The organism is Variovorax sp. DAIF25 (assembly GCF_050711835.1).
Taxonomy (GTDB): domain Bacteria; phylum Pseudomonadota; class Gammaproteobacteria; order Burkholderiales; family Burkholderiaceae_C; genus Variovorax.
The window spans coordinates 5,957,891-5,974,214 of record NZ_CP136636.1 but is presented as its reverse complement, the minus strand read 5'-3'; the positions used below and the strand labels follow the sequence as shown (position 1 = coordinate 5,974,214).

General features: G+C 71.7%; 15 protein-coding genes. 4 read left to right on the top strand and 11 right to left on the bottom strand.

All coding sequences use genetic code 11. The features are described from left to right. Nucleotides 1–53: 53 nt before the first annotated feature. Nucleotides 54–977: a helix-turn-helix domain-containing protein gene (locus tag R0232_RS27560; protein WP_431510156.1), complete on the top strand. Its 924-nt coding sequence runs from the start codon at nucleotides 54–56 to the stop codon at nucleotides 975–977. Nucleotides 978–1,226: 249 nt separating this feature from the next. Here R0232_RS27560 and R0232_RS27555 read toward each other — a convergent pair whose 3' ends face one another. The 4 genes from R0232_RS27555 to R0232_RS27540 all read right to left on the bottom strand — a co-directional run bounded on the left by R0232_RS27555 (nucleotide 1,227) and on the right by R0232_RS27540 (nucleotide 4,860). Next, the gene (locus R0232_RS27555) at nucleotides 1,227–1,577 is read right to left on the bottom strand and encodes an H-NS family nucleoid-associated regulatory protein (protein ID WP_431510155.1); all 351 of its coding nucleotides are present in this window, start codon (nucleotides 1,575–1,577) and stop codon (nucleotides 1,227–1,229) included. A 543-nt stretch (nucleotides 1,578–2,120) separates the two neighbouring features. Beyond that, on the bottom strand, nucleotides 2,121–2,834 hold the full coding sequence (locus tag R0232_RS27550) for a peptidoglycan DD-metalloendopeptidase family protein (RefSeq protein ID WP_431510154.1): 714 nt from the start codon (nucleotides 2,832–2,834) through the stop codon (nucleotides 2,121–2,123). A gap of 157 nt (nucleotides 2,835–2,991) precedes the next feature. Then, on the bottom strand, nucleotides 2,992–4,398 hold the full coding sequence (locus tag R0232_RS27545) for a sensor domain-containing diguanylate cyclase (RefSeq protein WP_431510153.1): 1,407 nt from the start codon (nucleotides 4,396–4,398) through the stop codon (nucleotides 2,992–2,994). 57 nt (nucleotides 4,399–4,455) lie between these two features. Beyond that, nucleotides 4,456–4,860: an ArsR/SmtB family transcription factor gene (locus R0232_RS27540; protein ID WP_208510167.1), complete on the bottom strand. Its 405-nt coding sequence runs from the start codon at nucleotides 4,858–4,860 to the stop codon at nucleotides 4,456–4,458. Nucleotides 4,861–5,008: 148 nt separating this feature from the next. Here R0232_RS27540 and R0232_RS27535 point away from each other — a divergent pair, with 148 nt between their 5' ends. Beyond that, entirely contained in the window at nucleotides 5,009–6,205 is a 1,197-nt protein-coding gene (locus R0232_RS27535) for an MFS transporter (protein WP_431510152.1), read from the top strand. An 8-nt stretch (nucleotides 6,206–6,213) separates the two neighbouring features. Here the strand turns inward: R0232_RS27535 and metC are convergent, their stop codons facing one another. The 4 genes from metC to R0232_RS27515 form a co-directional block, all read right to left on the bottom strand. Continuing rightward, complete coding sequence (gene metC, locus R0232_RS27530; RefSeq protein WP_431510151.1) at nucleotides 6,214–7,416, bottom strand: cystathionine beta-lyase; 1,203 nt, start codon at nucleotides 7,414–7,416, stop codon at nucleotides 6,214–6,216. 32 nt (nucleotides 7,417–7,448) lie between these two features. Beyond that, nucleotides 7,449–8,438 (bottom strand): Bug family tripartite tricarboxylate transporter substrate binding protein, encoded by a 990-nt coding sequence (locus R0232_RS27525; RefSeq protein WP_431512932.1) that lies wholly within the window; start codon nucleotides 8,436–8,438, stop codon nucleotides 7,449–7,451. 135 nt (nucleotides 8,439–8,573) lie between these two features. Beyond that, complete coding sequence (locus R0232_RS27520; RefSeq protein ID WP_431510150.1) at nucleotides 8,574–10,154, bottom strand: rhodanese-like domain-containing protein; 1,581 nt, start codon at nucleotides 10,152–10,154, stop codon at nucleotides 8,574–8,576. Nucleotides 10,155–10,189: 35 nt separating this feature from the next. Next, nucleotides 10,190–10,780 (bottom strand): hypothetical protein, encoded by a 591-nt coding sequence (locus R0232_RS27515; RefSeq protein WP_431510149.1) that lies wholly within the window; start codon nucleotides 10,778–10,780, stop codon nucleotides 10,190–10,192. Nucleotides 10,781–10,886: 106 nt separating this feature from the next. Between R0232_RS27515 and R0232_RS27510 the strand changes: the two genes are divergently transcribed. Further along, entirely contained in the window at nucleotides 10,887–11,759 is an 873-nt protein-coding gene (locus R0232_RS27510) for a LysR substrate-binding domain-containing protein (RefSeq protein WP_395350588.1), read from the top strand. Between the two features lie 27 nt (nucleotides 11,760–11,786). Here R0232_RS27510 and R0232_RS27505 read toward each other — a convergent pair whose 3' ends face one another. The 3 genes from R0232_RS27505 to R0232_RS27495 form a co-directional block, all read right to left on the bottom strand. Next, complete coding sequence (locus R0232_RS27505) at nucleotides 11,787–13,328, bottom strand: diguanylate cyclase domain-containing protein (protein ID WP_431510148.1); 1,542 nt, start codon at nucleotides 13,326–13,328, stop codon at nucleotides 11,787–11,789. A gap of 109 nt (nucleotides 13,329–13,437) precedes the next feature. Next, on the bottom strand, nucleotides 13,438–14,268 hold the full coding sequence (locus tag R0232_RS27500) for an urease accessory protein UreD (protein WP_431510147.1): 831 nt from the start codon (nucleotides 14,266–14,268) through the stop codon (nucleotides 13,438–13,440). A 22-nt stretch (nucleotides 14,269–14,290) separates the two neighbouring features. Next, a complete protein-coding gene (locus R0232_RS27495) occupies nucleotides 14,291–14,821 on the bottom strand; it encodes a nucleoside deaminase (RefSeq protein WP_431510146.1) in 531 nt (176 codons plus the stop codon). Nucleotides 14,822–15,244: 423 nt separating this feature from the next. Between R0232_RS27495 and R0232_RS27490 the strand changes: the two genes are divergently transcribed. Further along, nucleotides 15,245–16,324: a Rieske 2Fe-2S domain-containing protein gene (locus R0232_RS27490; protein ID WP_431510145.1), complete on the top strand. Its 1,080-nt coding sequence runs from the start codon at nucleotides 15,245–15,247 to the stop codon at nucleotides 16,322–16,324.

Here is a 16,324-nt window from a genome sequence, read left to right as displayed (position 1 = left end):
GCAAAATGCGCAGGCCGGCGTACGCTGGCAATCCACCGCCCCCTTGCCCACGCATGGCCCTCACCCTCGACCTGTTCGACGACTTCCACCTGCATGGCGCCTCCGCGCCCGAATGGCAGCAGCGCTACCTGCAGCTGTCGCAGGGCGTGATGCGCAGCACGCTGGCCGAGGCGGTCTCGGGCGGGGTGCATGTGTTCCGCAAGTGGATGAGCGAGCGCGTGGTGCAGCAGGGCTGCCTGCCCGCGGGACGGTTGTGCTTCGCGGTCGGCAACGGCCAGGGCGCGGGCATTCCGCGCGTGCAGGGCCGCGCGCTCGAGGACCACAGCCTGTTCCTGCTGCGCGCGGGCGACGACTTCACCTTGCAGCGCCCGCGCGGCATGGAGCTGCTGGCCGTGACCTTCGGGGCCGAGCAGTTCCGCCGCCTGCTCGATGCGCGGCCGTTGCCGCCGCAGGCGCTGCGCCTGCTGTCGCAGCCGGTGCTGCGCGCGCCGGCCGAAGCCGTGGCGCGATTGCGGCGCGCCTTGCTGGGGCTGGTGCAGGGCGGCGATACCGCGGGCGAGGAGGCCGCCGCGCGCATCGCCTTCGAGGCATTGCATGCCGTGCTCGAGGGCGCGGCCGGTGCGCCGCCGGGCGTGGCCGGCAGTTCGGCCAGCTTCATCGTCTCGGAGTGCCATCGCATCGTGGCCGCCAGCGGTGCCGCGCCGCCCGACATCGAGGCGCTGTGCCGGCGCCTGCGCACCAGCCGGCGCAGCCTGCAGAACGGCTTCCGGCAGATGGCCGACACGACGCCGGTGCATTACCTGCGCAGCCTGCGGCTCAATGCGGTGCGCGGTCGCCTGCTGGCCACATCGACCGCGCAACTGAGCGTGTCGCAGGCGGCCGAGGCGCAGGGCTTTCATCAATTGAGCCATTTCTCGCAGCGCTACAAGGCGCTGTTCGGCGAGTTGCCGTCGGCGACGCCGCGCGCCGGGGCGTAGCGATCTCGCAATTCCCGCTGACGCAGGGACTCTTCGGGCGATGCTCAATTGAGGCCAACGCCGGTTCGTATCCGGCGTGGTGCCGACGAGAAGACAGACCGTCGATCGATGCCTCTGCGTCGCTGCGCAATTCAGGTCAGCCCAAAAAAAGACATGCGGCCGCAAGGGCCGCATGTGCAATTCGAAAACGCCGAAGCGGAGGTCGGGATGGCGCGCTGGTGGTAGCAGGGCCTCCCGAAGACCGCCGCTTTATTTCGCGAGCAGTTCGTCGGGCGACTTGCCCGCTTCGAGCGCGGCCTTGAACCAGCCGGGACGCGGACCACGGCCACTCCACACATTGCCCTGGTCGTCCCGGAACTTGGGCGCATTGCCCGCGGTAGCCTTGCGACCCTTGCGGCCCTTGCGCGCGGCGGGCTTCGCCGCGGCGGCCGGGCGGCCCGGCGAGCGACCGAAACCCAGTTCGGCGGCCGTGAAGCCATACACCTCGATGGCTTCGCGGATGCGTTCGAGAACGCCGTCCGCTTCCTTCTTGCGAAGCTGATCCGCTTCTTTCTGGAGTTGTTCGATTTGCTTCTGGACCTGTTGGAATGTCTTGGCCATGGAGATGCTTTGTATTGGAGTGAAGAGAGAGGAGAGCTGGCGAGATTAGGCCGCGAACGCATTTTTCGTTGTCAGCAATTGTCGCAAGATCGAAATCAGGACAGGTCGCCGACAGGTGGTCTACAAAAAAAGCATCCGTTGGCCGATCGCCAATCCGTGCCGGCTTCGGATCCGGCCCGCCGACTTTATCTGATTGGGAACCGGAATTCCGGGTTCCATTTCGGGAATTGGGGATTCGGGTCTCGTCCCGGGTTTGCCAAAGCATCGACTGGTGCATTGGAAATCCGGCCGGTGGCAGTCGTGGCGCGGACTGTGCGCCAATAGCGTGCGCGATCGATGAATGCATTCGACTTCATCGCACCCGCGTATGGCTTGCATTGTGCGGCGCGGCATTCGCCGCCGATCTTCGAGTCTGCAATTGGGCGGGTGCAAAGAACTCCGCCAGGGATATTGAGGCGATCGCGTTCGGCGCGATCGGAAATCCCAATTCGCGAAGTCCACCCAATTCCGGTGGGGATCGCGGGATCCGTCGTCAGCCGGGGGCTATCGCCCGTCGGCCAGGAAGGACCGCGGATCGACCGCGCGCCCGCCCACGCGAACCTCGAAATGCAGCTTGACCCGGTCCGCGTCGGTATTGCCCATCTCGGCGATCTGCTGGCCCTTCTGCACGGTCTGGCCCTTCTTCACGAGCGCGGTGCTCAGGTGGGTGTAGACCGTCATGCGCGAACTGCCGTGGTCGATCATGAGCACGTTGCCGTAGCCGCGCAGGGTCTCGCTGACCGTGACCACGCCCCTGGTCGCGGCGACCACCGGTTCGCCGAGCTTGCCGGCGATGTCGACGCCCTTGTTGCTGCCGCCGTTGAAGCCGGCGATCACCTGGCCCTGCGCGGGCCAGGCCCAGTCGCCGGTGCCGACGCGCGACGGCGGCGGGCCCGATTCGCGCGGTGCCGGCGGCACGGGCCGCTTCGAGGGTTCGCGCTCGCCGCCTGCCGTGGTGCGCGGCGGCGGTTCCGACGCGCCGCCCGGCGGCACGATGCGCAGCACCTGGCCGACCTCGAGCTTGTCGGGGTCGTCGATGCCGTTCCAGCGCGAGATGTCCTGCATCCGGCGGCCGGTCTTCGAGGCGATGCGGTACAGGGTGTCGCCCGGCTGCACCACGTAGTTGCCGGGACCGCGTGCATCGCTCTTCTCGACGGGCGCGTTGCCCGGGGATGGGGTGGAGCAGCCCGCGATGGCCAGCGCCATCGTCAGTGCCACGAGCGGCGCGGCGTGCCTGCGCCAGTTCCTGCCTGTCGAAACCAAAACCGGATACCTCCTGGATCAAAAGCCGCCGTGCGCGGCGGGGCATGATCGCACGAGGCGGCGGCGGGCCGTCCGGAAGGCGGCCGCGAGCCGGCGTAGGAGGCCGGGAGGCTCAGGCGATGACGTTGAACCAGCGCGTGGCGCTGGCGCCGTCGATGCGCGCTTCCTGCCGCGCATGGGCGGCCTGTTCGAGCACCGCCGTGACCGGCCGCGCCGGATCGCCGATGGCGAAGCCGACCTTGCAGTCCAGCCCGTGGCCGAGCGCCCGCGCACCGCGCACCAGCGAGGAGCCGACGCGTTCGGCGGCCTGCGCCAGCCCGTCGCGCGGGCCGGTCAGCACGATGACGAAGGTGTCGGCGTCGACGCGCCCGCAGGCGTCGCCGGGCCGCACCGAGCGACGCATGCGGCCGACGAAGGCCTGCAGCAGCCGTTCGGCCGCTTCCTCGCCGAGGCGGTCGCGCGCCGCGGCGAGGCCGCCGAGCTCGACGCTGATCGCGCACCAGAGGAAGCCGGGGCTGTTCTCGGCCACGCTGCGTGCCTGCCGCACCTGCGCGAGGAAGACCTCGGGCAGCGGCAGGCCGGTGGCGTCGTCGTGCGCCATGTCCTCGGGCGCGGGCGCCACCTCGGCGGCCACGCCGGGCTTGGGCATGGCCTCGGCCGCGGGGCCGGGCACGGTGAGCGCGCGCGCGGTGGCGCTGGGCACCACCACGTCGGGCACGTTGAGGAACGCGGGCCGGAATTCGCGGTTGAGCCGGCGCGCGATCAGCGCCGAGGCGGCCAGGCCCAGCACGATCAGGCAGCTGCCCATGCCGAGCAGCGAGGCCAGCGGGTTGCGGGCGCTGCGGTTCAGGGTGTCCTCGGGCACGCCGACCGCGACCCACCAGGCGGTGCCGGGCACCGGCGCGATGGTGGAGAGCACCTTCAGGCCGTCGAGCGTGAGCGTGCTGCTGACGCTGCGGTCGGCGCCGGCGATCTTCTGCCGCAGCTGCGGCGTGGCGTGATGGCCGAGGTAGCGGTCCTCGTCGCGCGAGCGCGCGACCACCTTGCCGCTGGCGTCGACCAGCGAGGCGATCCAGCCCTCGGGCCAGATCTGTTCGCGCAGCACCACGCCGAAGCCCTCGGGCCGCAGGCTGGCGCGCGCGATCGCGGCATCGGCCAGCGCGTTCGGGTTGTACTGGCGGTAGAGGGCATGGAGCGCGACCGAGGTCTCGCCCGAGGCCAGCACCTCGAAACGCTGGCCCGCGCCGGGCAGGGTGGCAAGCTGGTGCACGTCGGCGCGCAGGCGGTCGGCTTCGCGCGCCATCGCGGCGGCGGTGCTGTTGGCCTTGTCGAGCAGCAGCTGGCGCTCGCGGGCCTCGGCCTGGTCGCCCATGCGCGTGGTGACGTAGACGCTGAAGACCAGCATCGGCACGAGCACGAAGAGCTGGACCGCGATCAGCCAGGGAATGAAGCTCGCCGGGCGCGAGGGCGCGCTTCCCGGCAGGAAAGTGGTGCGTTGGAAGAAGCCGATCCGGTTCATGGCAGGTATGCGCTGCGCTGGAGCCTGAATGTAACCTTTGGCCTTAAGAAACGGTCACTAATTGTTGCCCGGTGCGGGGGCTTTTTTCACGCCCCGGCGACCGGCGGTGGCTGGCGCGGGTGCCGGCGGCGGTGCCGGGGCGTCCTGCCGCTCCTGGCGGGCGGCCGTGATCATGGCGTCGAGCAGGCCCGGGAAGCGCCGCGCGAGGTCGTCGCGCCGCAGCCGCATGTAGCGCGCGGTGCCCTCGGCGCGGGTCTGCGTCAGGCCCGACTCGCGCAGCCGGGCCAGGTGGTAGGACAGCCGCGACTTCGATCCCAGCCCCAGGAAGCTCGAGCAGTTGAGCTCGGTGTGCTCGTCCAGCAGCAGCAGGATGCGGCGGCGCGTGGCATCGCGCAGGGCGTCGTAGACGGCCGACAGGTCGATGTCTTCGGTGGCCGGGTGCGGGAGCTCGGGGGTCGACATGGCGCAGCAGGGTAACCCAGCGACACCTTCGCGTTAAGCCGAAGGATCGCAAGGGCCTCGAAGTTCAACGGTTATTGAACAAAGGCGCGCTTCGCAGTACGCTCGCGGCCCTTGTTCAACAGTCGTTGAACCAATCGGAAAGTAACGGATGCTGACAAAACTGATCTGGCTGATGGCGGGCGCGTTCGCCATCGGCACCGAGGGCTTCGTGATCGCGGGCATCCTGCCCGCGGTGTCGCGCGACCTGCACGTGACCATCGCGCAGGCCGGCCACCTGGTGATGGCCTTCGCCTTCACCTATGCGATCGCGGCGCCGGTCACGGCCACCTTGACCGCGAGCTGGCCGTTCGGCCGGCAGCTGCAGCTGGCGATGGGCGGCTTCACGGTCGCCAACGTGATCGCCGCGCTCGCGCCGGGCTTCACGGCGCTCTTGATCGCGCGCGTGTTGCTGGCGCTGTTCGCGGGGCTGTTCATGGCGGCGGCGGGTTCGTACGCGGCCGCCTCGTCCGAACCGTCGCGGCGCGGCCGGGCGCTGGCGCTGCTCTACATGGGCATGACGGCCGCAACCGTGCTCGGCGTGCCGCTGGGCACCTGGGTCGGCAACAGCTTCGGCTGGCGCGCCACCTTCTGGATGATCGGCCTGCTGTCGCTGGTGTCGCTGCTCGGCCTGACCCGGCTGCGCCCGCTCACCGTGCCCTGGCCCGTGCCCAGCCTGCGCGAGCGGCTGCGCATCGCCGCGCGGCCCGACGTGCTGATGACGCTGGGCGTCACGCTGGTCTGCTTCGCGGGCATCTTCGCCGTCTACACCTACCTGTCGCCGCTGCTGCGGCTGGTGGCGGGACTGTCGGACGACGGCGTGGCGCTGGCGCTGCTCTCGTTCGGCGTCTGCGGTGCCATCGGCAACCTGCTCGGCGGCCACATGGCGGACCGCTTCGGCGCGCTGCGCGTGGGCGGCCTGGCGCTGGCCGTGCTGGGCCTGGTGCAGGCCGGCCTGGCCTGGGTCGCGCATGCGGCGCCGCCGCAGGTCGCGGTCTACCTGGTGTTCGGGCTGATCATGGCCTGGGGCGTGGTGGGCTGGTCGTTCCCGCCGGTGCAGCAGGTCACCTTGGTGCAGCAGGCCCCGCAGGCGGTGTCGGTGGTGCTGTCGCTCAATGCCTCGGCGATGTACTTCGGCATCGCGCTGGGCGCATGGTTCGGCTCGCTGGTGGTGGCGGCCGACAAGGTGCGCTCGCTGCCGTGGGTGGGTGCCGCGGGCGTGTTCGCGGCGGCCGGCCTCGCGGCCGTGGTGCGCGGCCGGTTGCGGCGCGCGGCCCGGCGCGCGCAGGCCGCGCCGCTGCCGGCCTGAACACGTTCTCAGGCGGCGTGCAGCGCCGCGAAGCCGCGCCCGAGGTCGGCCACCAGGTCGGCCGGCGCCTCGAGCCCGACATGCAGCCGCACCACCGCGCCGCGCGCGCTCCAGTCGCTCACGCTGCGCGCCGCGCGCATGTTGGCCCAGGCCACGAGGCTCTCGTAGCCGCCCCAGGACGAGCCGCGCCCGAACAGCGAGAGCGCGTCGACCAGCCGCTCGACCGCGGCCGGCGCGATCTCGGGCCGCAGCTCGAAGGACAGCAGCCCGTTGGTGCCGCTGCAGTCGCGCCGCCAGAGATCGTGGCCCGGATGCGTGGGCAGCGCGGGGCAGAACACGGTCGCGACCTCAGGCCGCGCCTGCAGCCAGTGCGCGACCTCGAGCGCATGCTGCTCGTGCAGGCGCAGCCGCGCCGACAGCGTGCGGATGCCGCGCAGCACCAGCCAGGCGTCGTCGGGGCTCACGGTCATGCCGAAGGCGTCGCAGCGCTCGTTGAGCGCGCGCCAGGCCTCGCGCGTGGTGGCCACCGTGCCCATCATCACGTCGGAGTGGCCCGAGAGGTACTTGGTGGCGGCCATCAGCGAGATGTCGGCGCCGAGCGCGAGCGGGCGGTACTGCAGGCCCGAGCCCCAGGTGTTGTCGGCCGCCAGCAGCGCGCCGCGCGCATGCGCGAGCGCGGCCAGCTTGGGCAGGTCGCACATCTCGTAGACCAGCGAGCCCGGGCACTCGGCGTAGACCAGCCGCGTGGCGGGCTCGAACAGCGCCTCGATGCCGCTGCCGTCGGCCGCGAAGAAGCTGCAGCGGATGCCGTAGGGATCGAGGAAGGAATGCACCAGGTGGCGCGCCGGCTCGTAGACGCTGTCGGACATCAGCACGTGGTCGCCGGGCTTGAGGTAGGACAGCAGCACCATGCCGATGGCCGCGAGGCCGGTGGGGAAGAGCCGCGTGCGGTAGCCGCCCTCGAGCTCGCTCACCGCATCCTCGAGCGCGAAGGTGGTGGGCGTGCCGCGCGCGCCGTAGCTGAAGACGCGCTCCTCGCCGCGCCGCGCGCGGGCGTCGCGCATCGCGGCCACGCTGTCGAACACCACCGTGCTCGCGCGCACCAGCGGCGGGTTGACCGGCGCGCCGCCCGCATGGGCCGGGTGCTTGCCCAGGTGGGCGATGCGGGTCTCGAGGGACAGGCCGGAGGAGTCGGTGGGCGAGGCGGGCATGGGCGTCTTGTCTCGTTGTGACGTCGCCGATGCTAGTCGGCGCGCGCGCCCGACAGCTTGACGATGCGCGACCAGCGCTCGATGTCCTGCCGCAGCTGCGCCGCGAAGGCCTCGGGCGTGTTCGCCACCACCTCGCTGCCGCCATCGGTCACCTGCTTGTTCACCTCGGGCAGGTGCAGGGTGCGCACGATCGCCTCGTTGAGATAGGCCACGCGCTCGGGCGGCGTGCCGGCCGGCGCGAAGAAGCCGTACCAGTCCTCGAAGCGCGCGTTGGCATAGCCCAGTTCCTCGAGCGTGGGCGCCTTCGCGAACACGCCGATGCGGCGCGGGCTGGTCACGGCCAGCACCCGGAGCTTGCCGTTCTGCACCATGCCCGCGACCGAGGCGGTGGAGGTCACGAGCACGTCGACCTGGCCGCCGAGCAGGTCGGTGAGCGCGGGGCCGGCGCCCTTGTAGGGCACGTGCGTCATGTCGACGCCGTTGTCCTTCTGCAGCACCACGCCGACCAGGTGCGAGAGCGTGCCGTTGCCGGGCGTCGCATAGGTGAGCTTGCCGGGGCTGGCCTTGGCCTTGGCGGCCAGGTCGGCGAAGGACTTGAGCGGCGAGTTCGCCTCCACCACCAGCGCGAGCGGCGCCGCGTTGATCTGCGTGATCGGCACGAAGTTCTTGACCGGGTCGAAGCCCGGCGCCGCGTACAGCGCGGGGTTCACCGCCATGATCGAGACCTGCGAGGTCAGCACGGTGTAGCCGTCGGCCTTGGCATCGGCCACCGCCTTGGCGCCGATGTTGCCGCCCGCGCCGCCGCGGTTGTCGACCACGGCCGGCTGGCCCGTGATCTCGGCCAGGCGCGTGGTCACCAGGCGCGCGGTGGCGTCGTTGCCGCCGCCGGGCGGGAACGGCGAGACGAAGCGGATCGCCTGCGTGGGGTAGCCGTTGCGCGCGGGCAGCGGGTCGGCCGCCGCGCCCTGCAGCGCGAGGGCCGCACTCCACGCGGCGGCGAACAACCAGCGCGCGCGGCGCATGCGGGACGGACGGTGCGTGGAAAGGCCGGAAGCAGTCGACATGGTGAACTCCTGGACGGAACGAACGAGGACGAGCGAAGGCCGGACCGTGGCGCGAAGCCGCGGTCGGTGGACTGACGGGGAAGGGTTCGAGGGCTAGGCCTGCGGCGCGCCCGGCAATCGGAAGGCGGCGCGCTCCTGCGCGTCGAGCTGCGCGACCAGGCCGGTCTCCCAGGCGAGGTAGCGGCGCGCGGCCTCCTTGTTGCCGTCGTGGCGGTCGTGCACGAAGAACAGGTAGTCGATGCAGTCGGCATCGCCGGGCAGCGCGGGCGTGGCCTCGAGCGGCAGCCCGGCGGCGCGCCACGCGGCCATGCCGCCTTCGAGCAGCAGCGGCGCCGCGTGGTCCGCGAGCTCGGAGGCGGCGGCCCATGCGGCGAGTGCCGGGTCGTCGGCCACCAGCACCAGCTGGCGCGTCTCGCTGCGCAGGTCGTCGGCCAGCCGTGGCCGGATCGACCAGCGCGCGCCCGCGATGTGGCCGGCGCGGAACGCCATGCCCGGGCGCAGGTCGACCAGCGCGACCTCGCCGTTCGCAACGCGCGCCGACAGCGCACGCGCATCGATCGTGGCGAGCGGCTTCGGCGCGGGCGCGGCAACCGCTTCGAGCGCCAACCCGCTCGCGAGCCCGCCCTCGAGCACGCTCGCGTCGTGGCCCATCTGGCGCAGCCAGCTCGCGACCGTGGGCGCGCGCACGCCGTCGCTGTCGAACAGCACCAGCCGCGCGCCGCGCACGCCCAGGTATTGATCGGCCGCCTGCAGCAGCTGCCCGCCCGGCGTGTGCTGCGCGCCGGCCAGGCTGCCGGCCGCGAACTCCTCGGGCGTGCGCACGTCGCACAGGAACAGGCTGCGGCCCGCGTCGCCGGCCCAGTCGCGCACCGTGCGCGCATCGACCGTGGGCACGCCGAAGCGCGCGGCCAGTGCCTGCGCGGCGCCGCGCAGCTCGCAGTTGCCGCTGTCGTCGGCATAGCGCTCGGTGCCGCCGTGCGCGAGCGCATGGTCGGCCAGGTACCAGCCCTGGGTGCCGTTCTCCAGCGCATAGACCGGGTTCGGAACGCCGAGGTTGATCAGCGTCTGCGCGCCGATGATGCTGCGCGTGCGGCCCGCGCAGTTGACGACGATGGTCGTGCGCGCATCGGGCACGAGCCGGCGCACGCGGTAGGCGAGCTCGCCGTTGGGGCAGCAGGTCGCGCCCGGGATGTTCATCTTGAAGAACTCGCTCACGGGCCGGCCGTCGAGCACCACCACGTCGTCGCGGCGCGCGAGCATGGCGGCGAGTTCGTCGGCGCCGATGCGCGGCGTGTGATAGGCCTCCTCGGCCAGTTCGCCGAAGGTCTTCGAGGGCAGGTTCACGCCCGCGAACAGCGCATGGCCCGCGGCCTGCCAGGCGCGCGTGCCGCCTTCGAGCACGTGCACCTCGGTGTAGCCGAGCGCCCGCAGGCGTTCGGCGGCGCGCTCCGCGACACCCCGGCTCTGCGCGTCGCCGCCGTCGTAGGTCACGACGCGCACGCCGCGGCGCGGCAGCAGGCGCGGCGCATCGAGCTCGAGCCGGCTGAAGGGCAGCGGCACGCCGTAGAACAGGTGTGACTCGCCGTACTGGCCGTGCTCGCGCACGTCGAGCAGCGCGATCTCGCCGCCGTCGTGCAGCCAGCGCTTGAGGGTCTTCGGGTCGATGGAGGTCATGGGAAGGCGCAAAGGAAAGAAGCGAGGGAACCGGTTCAGCGCCGCGTCTGCACGCCGATGCCCATGGTCTGGCAGGTGCCGGCCGCGAGGTCGTAGGCGGTGCGGCGGTCCAGCGTCTCGAGCGCGCGGCCGTACATGTGCAGGTGGCGGATGGTCTGCTCGCCCTGGATCTCGACCGAGTGGATGTCCTCGGGCATCAGCGCGATGCCGGCGCCGGGCGCGACCACCACCAGCGCGGTCTCCTCGAGCCGGCCCACGCCGGGCACCGAGCCGTCGTCCAGCCGCTGGTAGACGCGGTTGTGCTCGGTGCCTTCCACCGCGGCGATGCAGGCCCAGGTCGTGTGGTTGTGCGGCACGATGCGCTTGCCCGGGCGCATCACGTTGAGATAGAGCGCATAGCTCTGGTCGGCGTCCTCGGCGATCAGGTAGCGCGCCTGGTGCTCGCCGGGCTCGGGCGGCGGGTAGTCGCCGGCCTGCCAGTACTCGGTGCGGGCCGCCAGGCCCTGCAGTGCTTCGAGTACTTCGGCCAGCTTCTCGCGCGTCGGTTCACCGCCGTCGATGGTTTTCTTCATCTGGCCGATGGCGTTCTGGACGGCCTCGCGGCGCGGGACGGATGCGGTGCTCATGCGGTTTCTCCTGTGGGGATGCCTGATTTCTGTGCAGCCACTGTAGTGAGCCCGGCGCCGCCGAACAATCCAGCACGGGCGCAAAACACATCAATAAAATTAATGGATGCCCACGCTCGATCTCGAACTGCTGCGCACGCTCGCGGCCGTCGTCACCCATCGCAGCTTCGCCGCCGCGGCGGTGCACCTGGACCGCACGCAGTCGGCCGTCACGCAGCAGATGCAGCGGCTCGAAGAGCAGATCGGCCATCCGCTGTTCGCGAAGCAGGGCCGGCAGAAGCGGCTGACCGAGCACGGCCAGCGCCTGCTCAACTACGCGCACCACCTGCTGGCGCTCAACGACGAGGCGCTGCGCAGCCTGCGCGAGGGCCAGCTCGAGGGCAACCTGCGCATCGGCGCGCCGCACGACGTGGCCGAGACCATGCTGCCGCTGCTGCTGACCGAGGTGGCGCGGACCTCGCCGCTGCTGCAGCTCGACATCCACGTGGCGCGCAGCCCCTACCTCATGACCTCGCTCAAGCGCGGCGAGGTCGACATGATCATCTCGAACCGCATCGACACCCAGTTCGAGGGCGTGGTGCTGCGCAACTCGCCGACCGTGTGGCTGTGCGCCGCGGGCTACGTGCACGACCGCGCGAAGCCGGTGCCGCTGATCATGGCCGACGGGCCCAGCATCTTCCGACGCATCGGCCACGAGGCGCTCGACGCGGCCGGCGTGGCCTGGACGCCGCGCTACACCTCCTCGAGCCTGATCGGCATCAAGGCGGCGCTGCGCGCGGGGCTCGGCGTGACGGCGCGCGGCGTGGAGCAGCTCGACGCGGGCCTGCGCGTGCTCGGCGTGGGCGACGGCATGCCGCGGCTGCCCGACCTGGCCTACCACCTCTACGTGCGCAGCCACGTGGTGAACCCGGTCACGCGGCAGGTGTTCGAGCACCTCAAGAAGCACCTGAGGCTGCCGCGCACCGACGCGGCGGCCTGAACCGAGGGCTGAGCGGCGCGGGCGCGCTCAGCGCGCCGCGGTCGAGGCGTGGGTGTCCTGCTTGGCGCGGTACATCGCCTGGTCGGCGGCCGCGAGCAGATCCTGCGGCAGCTCGCCGCCGCTGCCCAGCGCGATGCCCACCGACACGCCGATCAGCGTGCTCGCGCGCGCCAGCTGCAGCGGCTCGGCGATCGCCGCGATGCAGCGCTGCGCCAGCACCTGCGCGCCCTGTTCCGCGGGCTCGGCGAGGCCGGCGGCGAGCAGCACGAATTCGTCGCCGCCGATGCGCGCCACGGTGCCGGTCTGCGGCACCAGCGCCTGCAGCCGGCGCGCGATCTCGCGCAGTGCGAGGTCGCCGGCCTCGTGGCCCAGGGTGTCGTTGAGCTGCTTGAAGCCGTCGAGGTCGAGGTAGAGCACCGCCACGCGCTGCCCGTGGTGCGCGGCCTGGGCCAGCGCCTGCTGCAGCCGCTCGTCGAGCAGCTTGCGGTTGGGCAGGCCGGTCAGCGTGTCGTGGTGGGCCAGCCGCGCCAGCGCCTGCTGGTTGTCGACCAGCTTGGCCAGCAGCCGGTTGAAGGCCTGCGTCAGGTGGCCGATCTCGTCGTCGCGCACCACGCGCAGCGGCGCCAGCGGCAGCTCGCCGCGCGTCATGCGGTCGGCCTGGTCGGCGGCGCGCAGCAGCGGGCGCAGCAGCCAGGTCATGGTCAGGCCGATCACGATCAGCACCATCGTCACGGCCGGCGCGCGCTGCTGCAGGATGAAGGCCTGCATGCGCGCCACCGGTGCCAGCGCCTCCGACACCGGCAGCCGCGCCACCACGAACCAGCCGGTGGTCGGCACCGAGGCGATGGCCGAGATCTCGTCGATGCCCCTCGCGTTGCGCGTCGTGCCGCTGCCGCGGTAGCCCGCCATCGCGCGGTCGTGCAACGGGTTCACGCCGTCGGGCGGGGTGGGGGTGAGCATCATCGTCGCATCGGTCGAGGCGACGAACAGCCGGTCGCGCGGCGAGATCACGAGGATGCCGCCGGCCTGCCCCACGCGGCCCTCGAGCAGGTGGTCGAGCAGGCCGTCGGCCGTGAGGTCGGCGGTGCCGAGCAGCACGGCCACCACCTCGCCGCGGCCGTCGCGCAGCGGCACGGCCATGGGCAGGGCCGCGTGATGCTGCGCGGTGGCCTGCGCCCGGCCCACGGCGCGCCGGCCGGCGCGCGCGGCCGCGAATTCCAGCGCCTCGGTCGCGAACTGCCCGTCCTGGTCGAGCCGCCTGCCGTCGGGCGTGGCGAGCGCCAGGCCGAGCGGGAACAGCGGGTTCAGCGCGCCGCGCTCCGCGAGCCAGGCGTGCAGCGGCGCGGGCTGCGCGAGCAGCTCGGGCGGCACGGCCTGCGCCAGCCGCTCGAGGAAGGCGAGCCGTTCCACCAGGTAGTTGTCGACGTCGCGCGCCACGTAGGCGGCCAGTGCCGTCTGCTGCGAGGCCACCGATTGCGTCAGGTCCTCGCGCAGGAAGCGGCTGAGCTGGATGTAGCTGGCGGCGGTGCCGACGATCGCCATCACCAGCCCCATCACGAGGAGGCGCACGACCAGGCTGCGAGCGGATGTTCGGAGAGTCACTCTGGCGGCGGGTCGTGAGGCGGGGAGGTGCGGGACTGTAGCCGAAGCCTTCGTGCCGCCGCCACGGCGGGGGACTTCAGGTCGACCAGATGCGCGGCGTGGCGGCCGGCAGCGACCACAGCTCGGCGCGCCAGTCCTGCCACACCTCGCGCAGCAGCCGCATCGCGGGCTCGACCACCGGTGCGAGCACGCGCAGCACCACCACCTCGGCATGCGGGCTGGTGGCACCGGCGCTGTCGGCCAGGCCCTGGGCCTCGATGCGTTCGCGCGCGAGCGCGAGCAGCGCCTCGCGCCGGGCGCGCGCGGCCGGCGTGCCCGCCACGTAGAACAGCGAGGCCAGGCAGCGGTGGCCGCCCAGGCCCAGCGGGCTTTGCAGCAGCCGGTGGTCGGCCGCGTCGATGCGGCCGCGCTCGAGCCATACGCCGGGCGCCTCGATGTGCTGCAGCAGGCTGCCGCGCTCGAAGGGCTGGCGCGCATGGGGCAGGCCCAGCGCCGTCACGTCCCAGCCGATCATCTCGGCGCCGGGCTCGGCCTCGATGGCGATGCGGTTCTCGGCCACGCAGCCGCTGTAGCAGATGGCCTCGAGCGGCAGCCATTCGAGCCGCGCGCCGGCCGCCAGCCGCAGCCGGGTGCGCTGCACCGCGCGCTCGCCCTCGCTGCGGTAGAAGCGCGAGGCGCCGGGCGTGGTCACCAGGCCATGGCTGCCGGCGGCGGCCTCGACCTCGATCTCGAGCGTGTCGCCGCCCACCAGCCCGCCCGGCGGATGCACCAGCACGTTGTGGCAGACGGTGTCGCCCTCGGGGTAGAGGCTCTGCAGGATGCGCAGCGGGCCGTCGTGGCGGAAGCGGGCGACGGTGCGGTCGGCTTCGTGTCGGTAGGAGAGATGGAGGCGGGCGTGCCAGGGCATGCGGGGAGTCTATGGCGGCGGGTCAGCGCTTCCAGGCGCCGTCGTGCGCCGCGCTGGCCTCGTCGATCAGCGCCGGGCCGATGCATTCGATCGGATGCGGCGAGGCGCGGAACACGTCGCGGCACGACAGCTCGGCATCGCGCTGGTCCTGCCGCTCGCCGCGGAACACGCGCAGCCGCTCGGCATCGATGCCGAACACCACGCGGCCGATGTTCGACCAGAAGATCGCGCCCGCGCACATCACGCAGGGCTCGCCCGAGGCATAGAGCGTGGCGCCGGCCAGTTCCTCGCGCGAGATGCCGCGGCCCGCGAGCGCGCGGATCGCGTTGGTCTCGGCATGGCCGGTGCAGTCGCCGGTCTCGCCGGTGTTGTTGTAGGCCTCGCAGAGCACTTCGCCCGCGGCCGAGACGATGACCGAGCCGAAGGGCCGGTTGCCGCGCCGGCGCGCGAGGTGCGACCAGACGATGGCCTTGCGCAGGTAGCGGCCGTCGCGTTCGTCGAGCGCGGTTTCGGCGGGATAGGTGGTGGGGTGGTTGAGTTCGCTGGAGTTCATGCGTGGAAAGAAGGCGTGCGTTCGCTGCCGTGGGGCGGCAGTGTCGGTTGTCTCGGGGCGGATGTCCTGGTGCCCGCATCATGACCGCGTGAGCGGCGGGCCATGGCGCGGGCGCTGCAAGAGCAATTTCCGGGCGGCGCACTTCGATGGTGCATCTGCCGCTGAACGCTTCTACTCTCGGCGACGTGGAATGCATGCCGCATGCCAAGGCGGCGCGCTCGGGCATTGCGGACGGCGGACCGCCCGCGCGACACAATGCGGGCGCGCAACTTGCATCGGGCAAGGCGCAGAGTAGAAGCGTTCAGTCCACCGGCCTTCGTCCCACCCCCTGGCGAAGCCGGCCGCGACGGGAAATTGCTCTTCGGTTCGTCCCCGCGCATCGCTGGTCGTGCGCGGACATGCAACGCAGAAGGAGTCCCACGCATGCTCGTCACCCGTCAACCCGTCTTCCGCAAGTTCTGGCATGCCGTCATGCCGCTCGCCGACCTGGCCCAGGGGCCCAAGCCCTTCCGGCTGCTCGGCGAGGACATCGTTCTCTTCCTCGATGCCGAGGGCCAGCCGGCCGCGCTGCGCGACCGCTGCTGCCACCGCACCGCGAAGCTTTCCAAGGGCTGGTGCGTCGACGGCGCGGGCCAGGCCTGTGGGCAGGGCGCGATCCAGTGCGGCTACCACGGCTGGACCTACGACCGCGGCGGCCAGGTCATCCGCATCCCGCAGTACGAGGCCGAGCGGCCGATCCCGCCCGACTACCGCACCACGGCCTACCGCTGCACGGCGCGCCATGGCTATGCCTGGGTGGCGCTCGAGGAGCCGATCGCCGACATCCCCGCGATTCCCGAGTTCGACGATCCGGGCTACCGCACCATCTTCCAGTTCCACGAGGAATGGCAGACCAGCCCGCTGCGCGCGCTCGAGAACTCCTTCGACAACTCGCACTTCAGCTTCGTGCACCGCGCCACCTTCGGCGTGGCCGCGAGCCCGAAGCCGAGCAGGTACGAGCTGGTGGAGAACGAGGCGGGCTTCCACGCGGAGACCGTCATCGAGGCGAACAATCCCGCGAAATTCCATGCGATCAGCGGCGTGAGCGATCCCATCACCACGCGCCACATGCGCAACGCCTATTTCCTGCCGTTCTCGCGCCGCCTCGACATCGAGTACCCGAGCGGTATCCGCCACATCATCATCAACTGCTTCACGCCGATCGACGACCACCGCATGCAGCTGTGCCAATGGCTGTTCCGCAACGACACCGAGGCCGACTGCCCGGCCGCGATGCTGATCGCCTTCGACGACGAGATCACGCGCGAGGACAAGGACATCCTCGAGTCGACCGACCCCGATGCGCTGGTCGACACGCGCCGGCGCGGCGTCGAGTACTCGATGGAGTCGGACCGCCCCGGCATGCTGATCCGCAAGCACCTGATGCAGCTGCTCGCGCGACATGGCGAGGCCGAGGTGTACCGCGGCATGGAGGCCGCGGTGCCGGTCGCGAAGGCGGCCTGA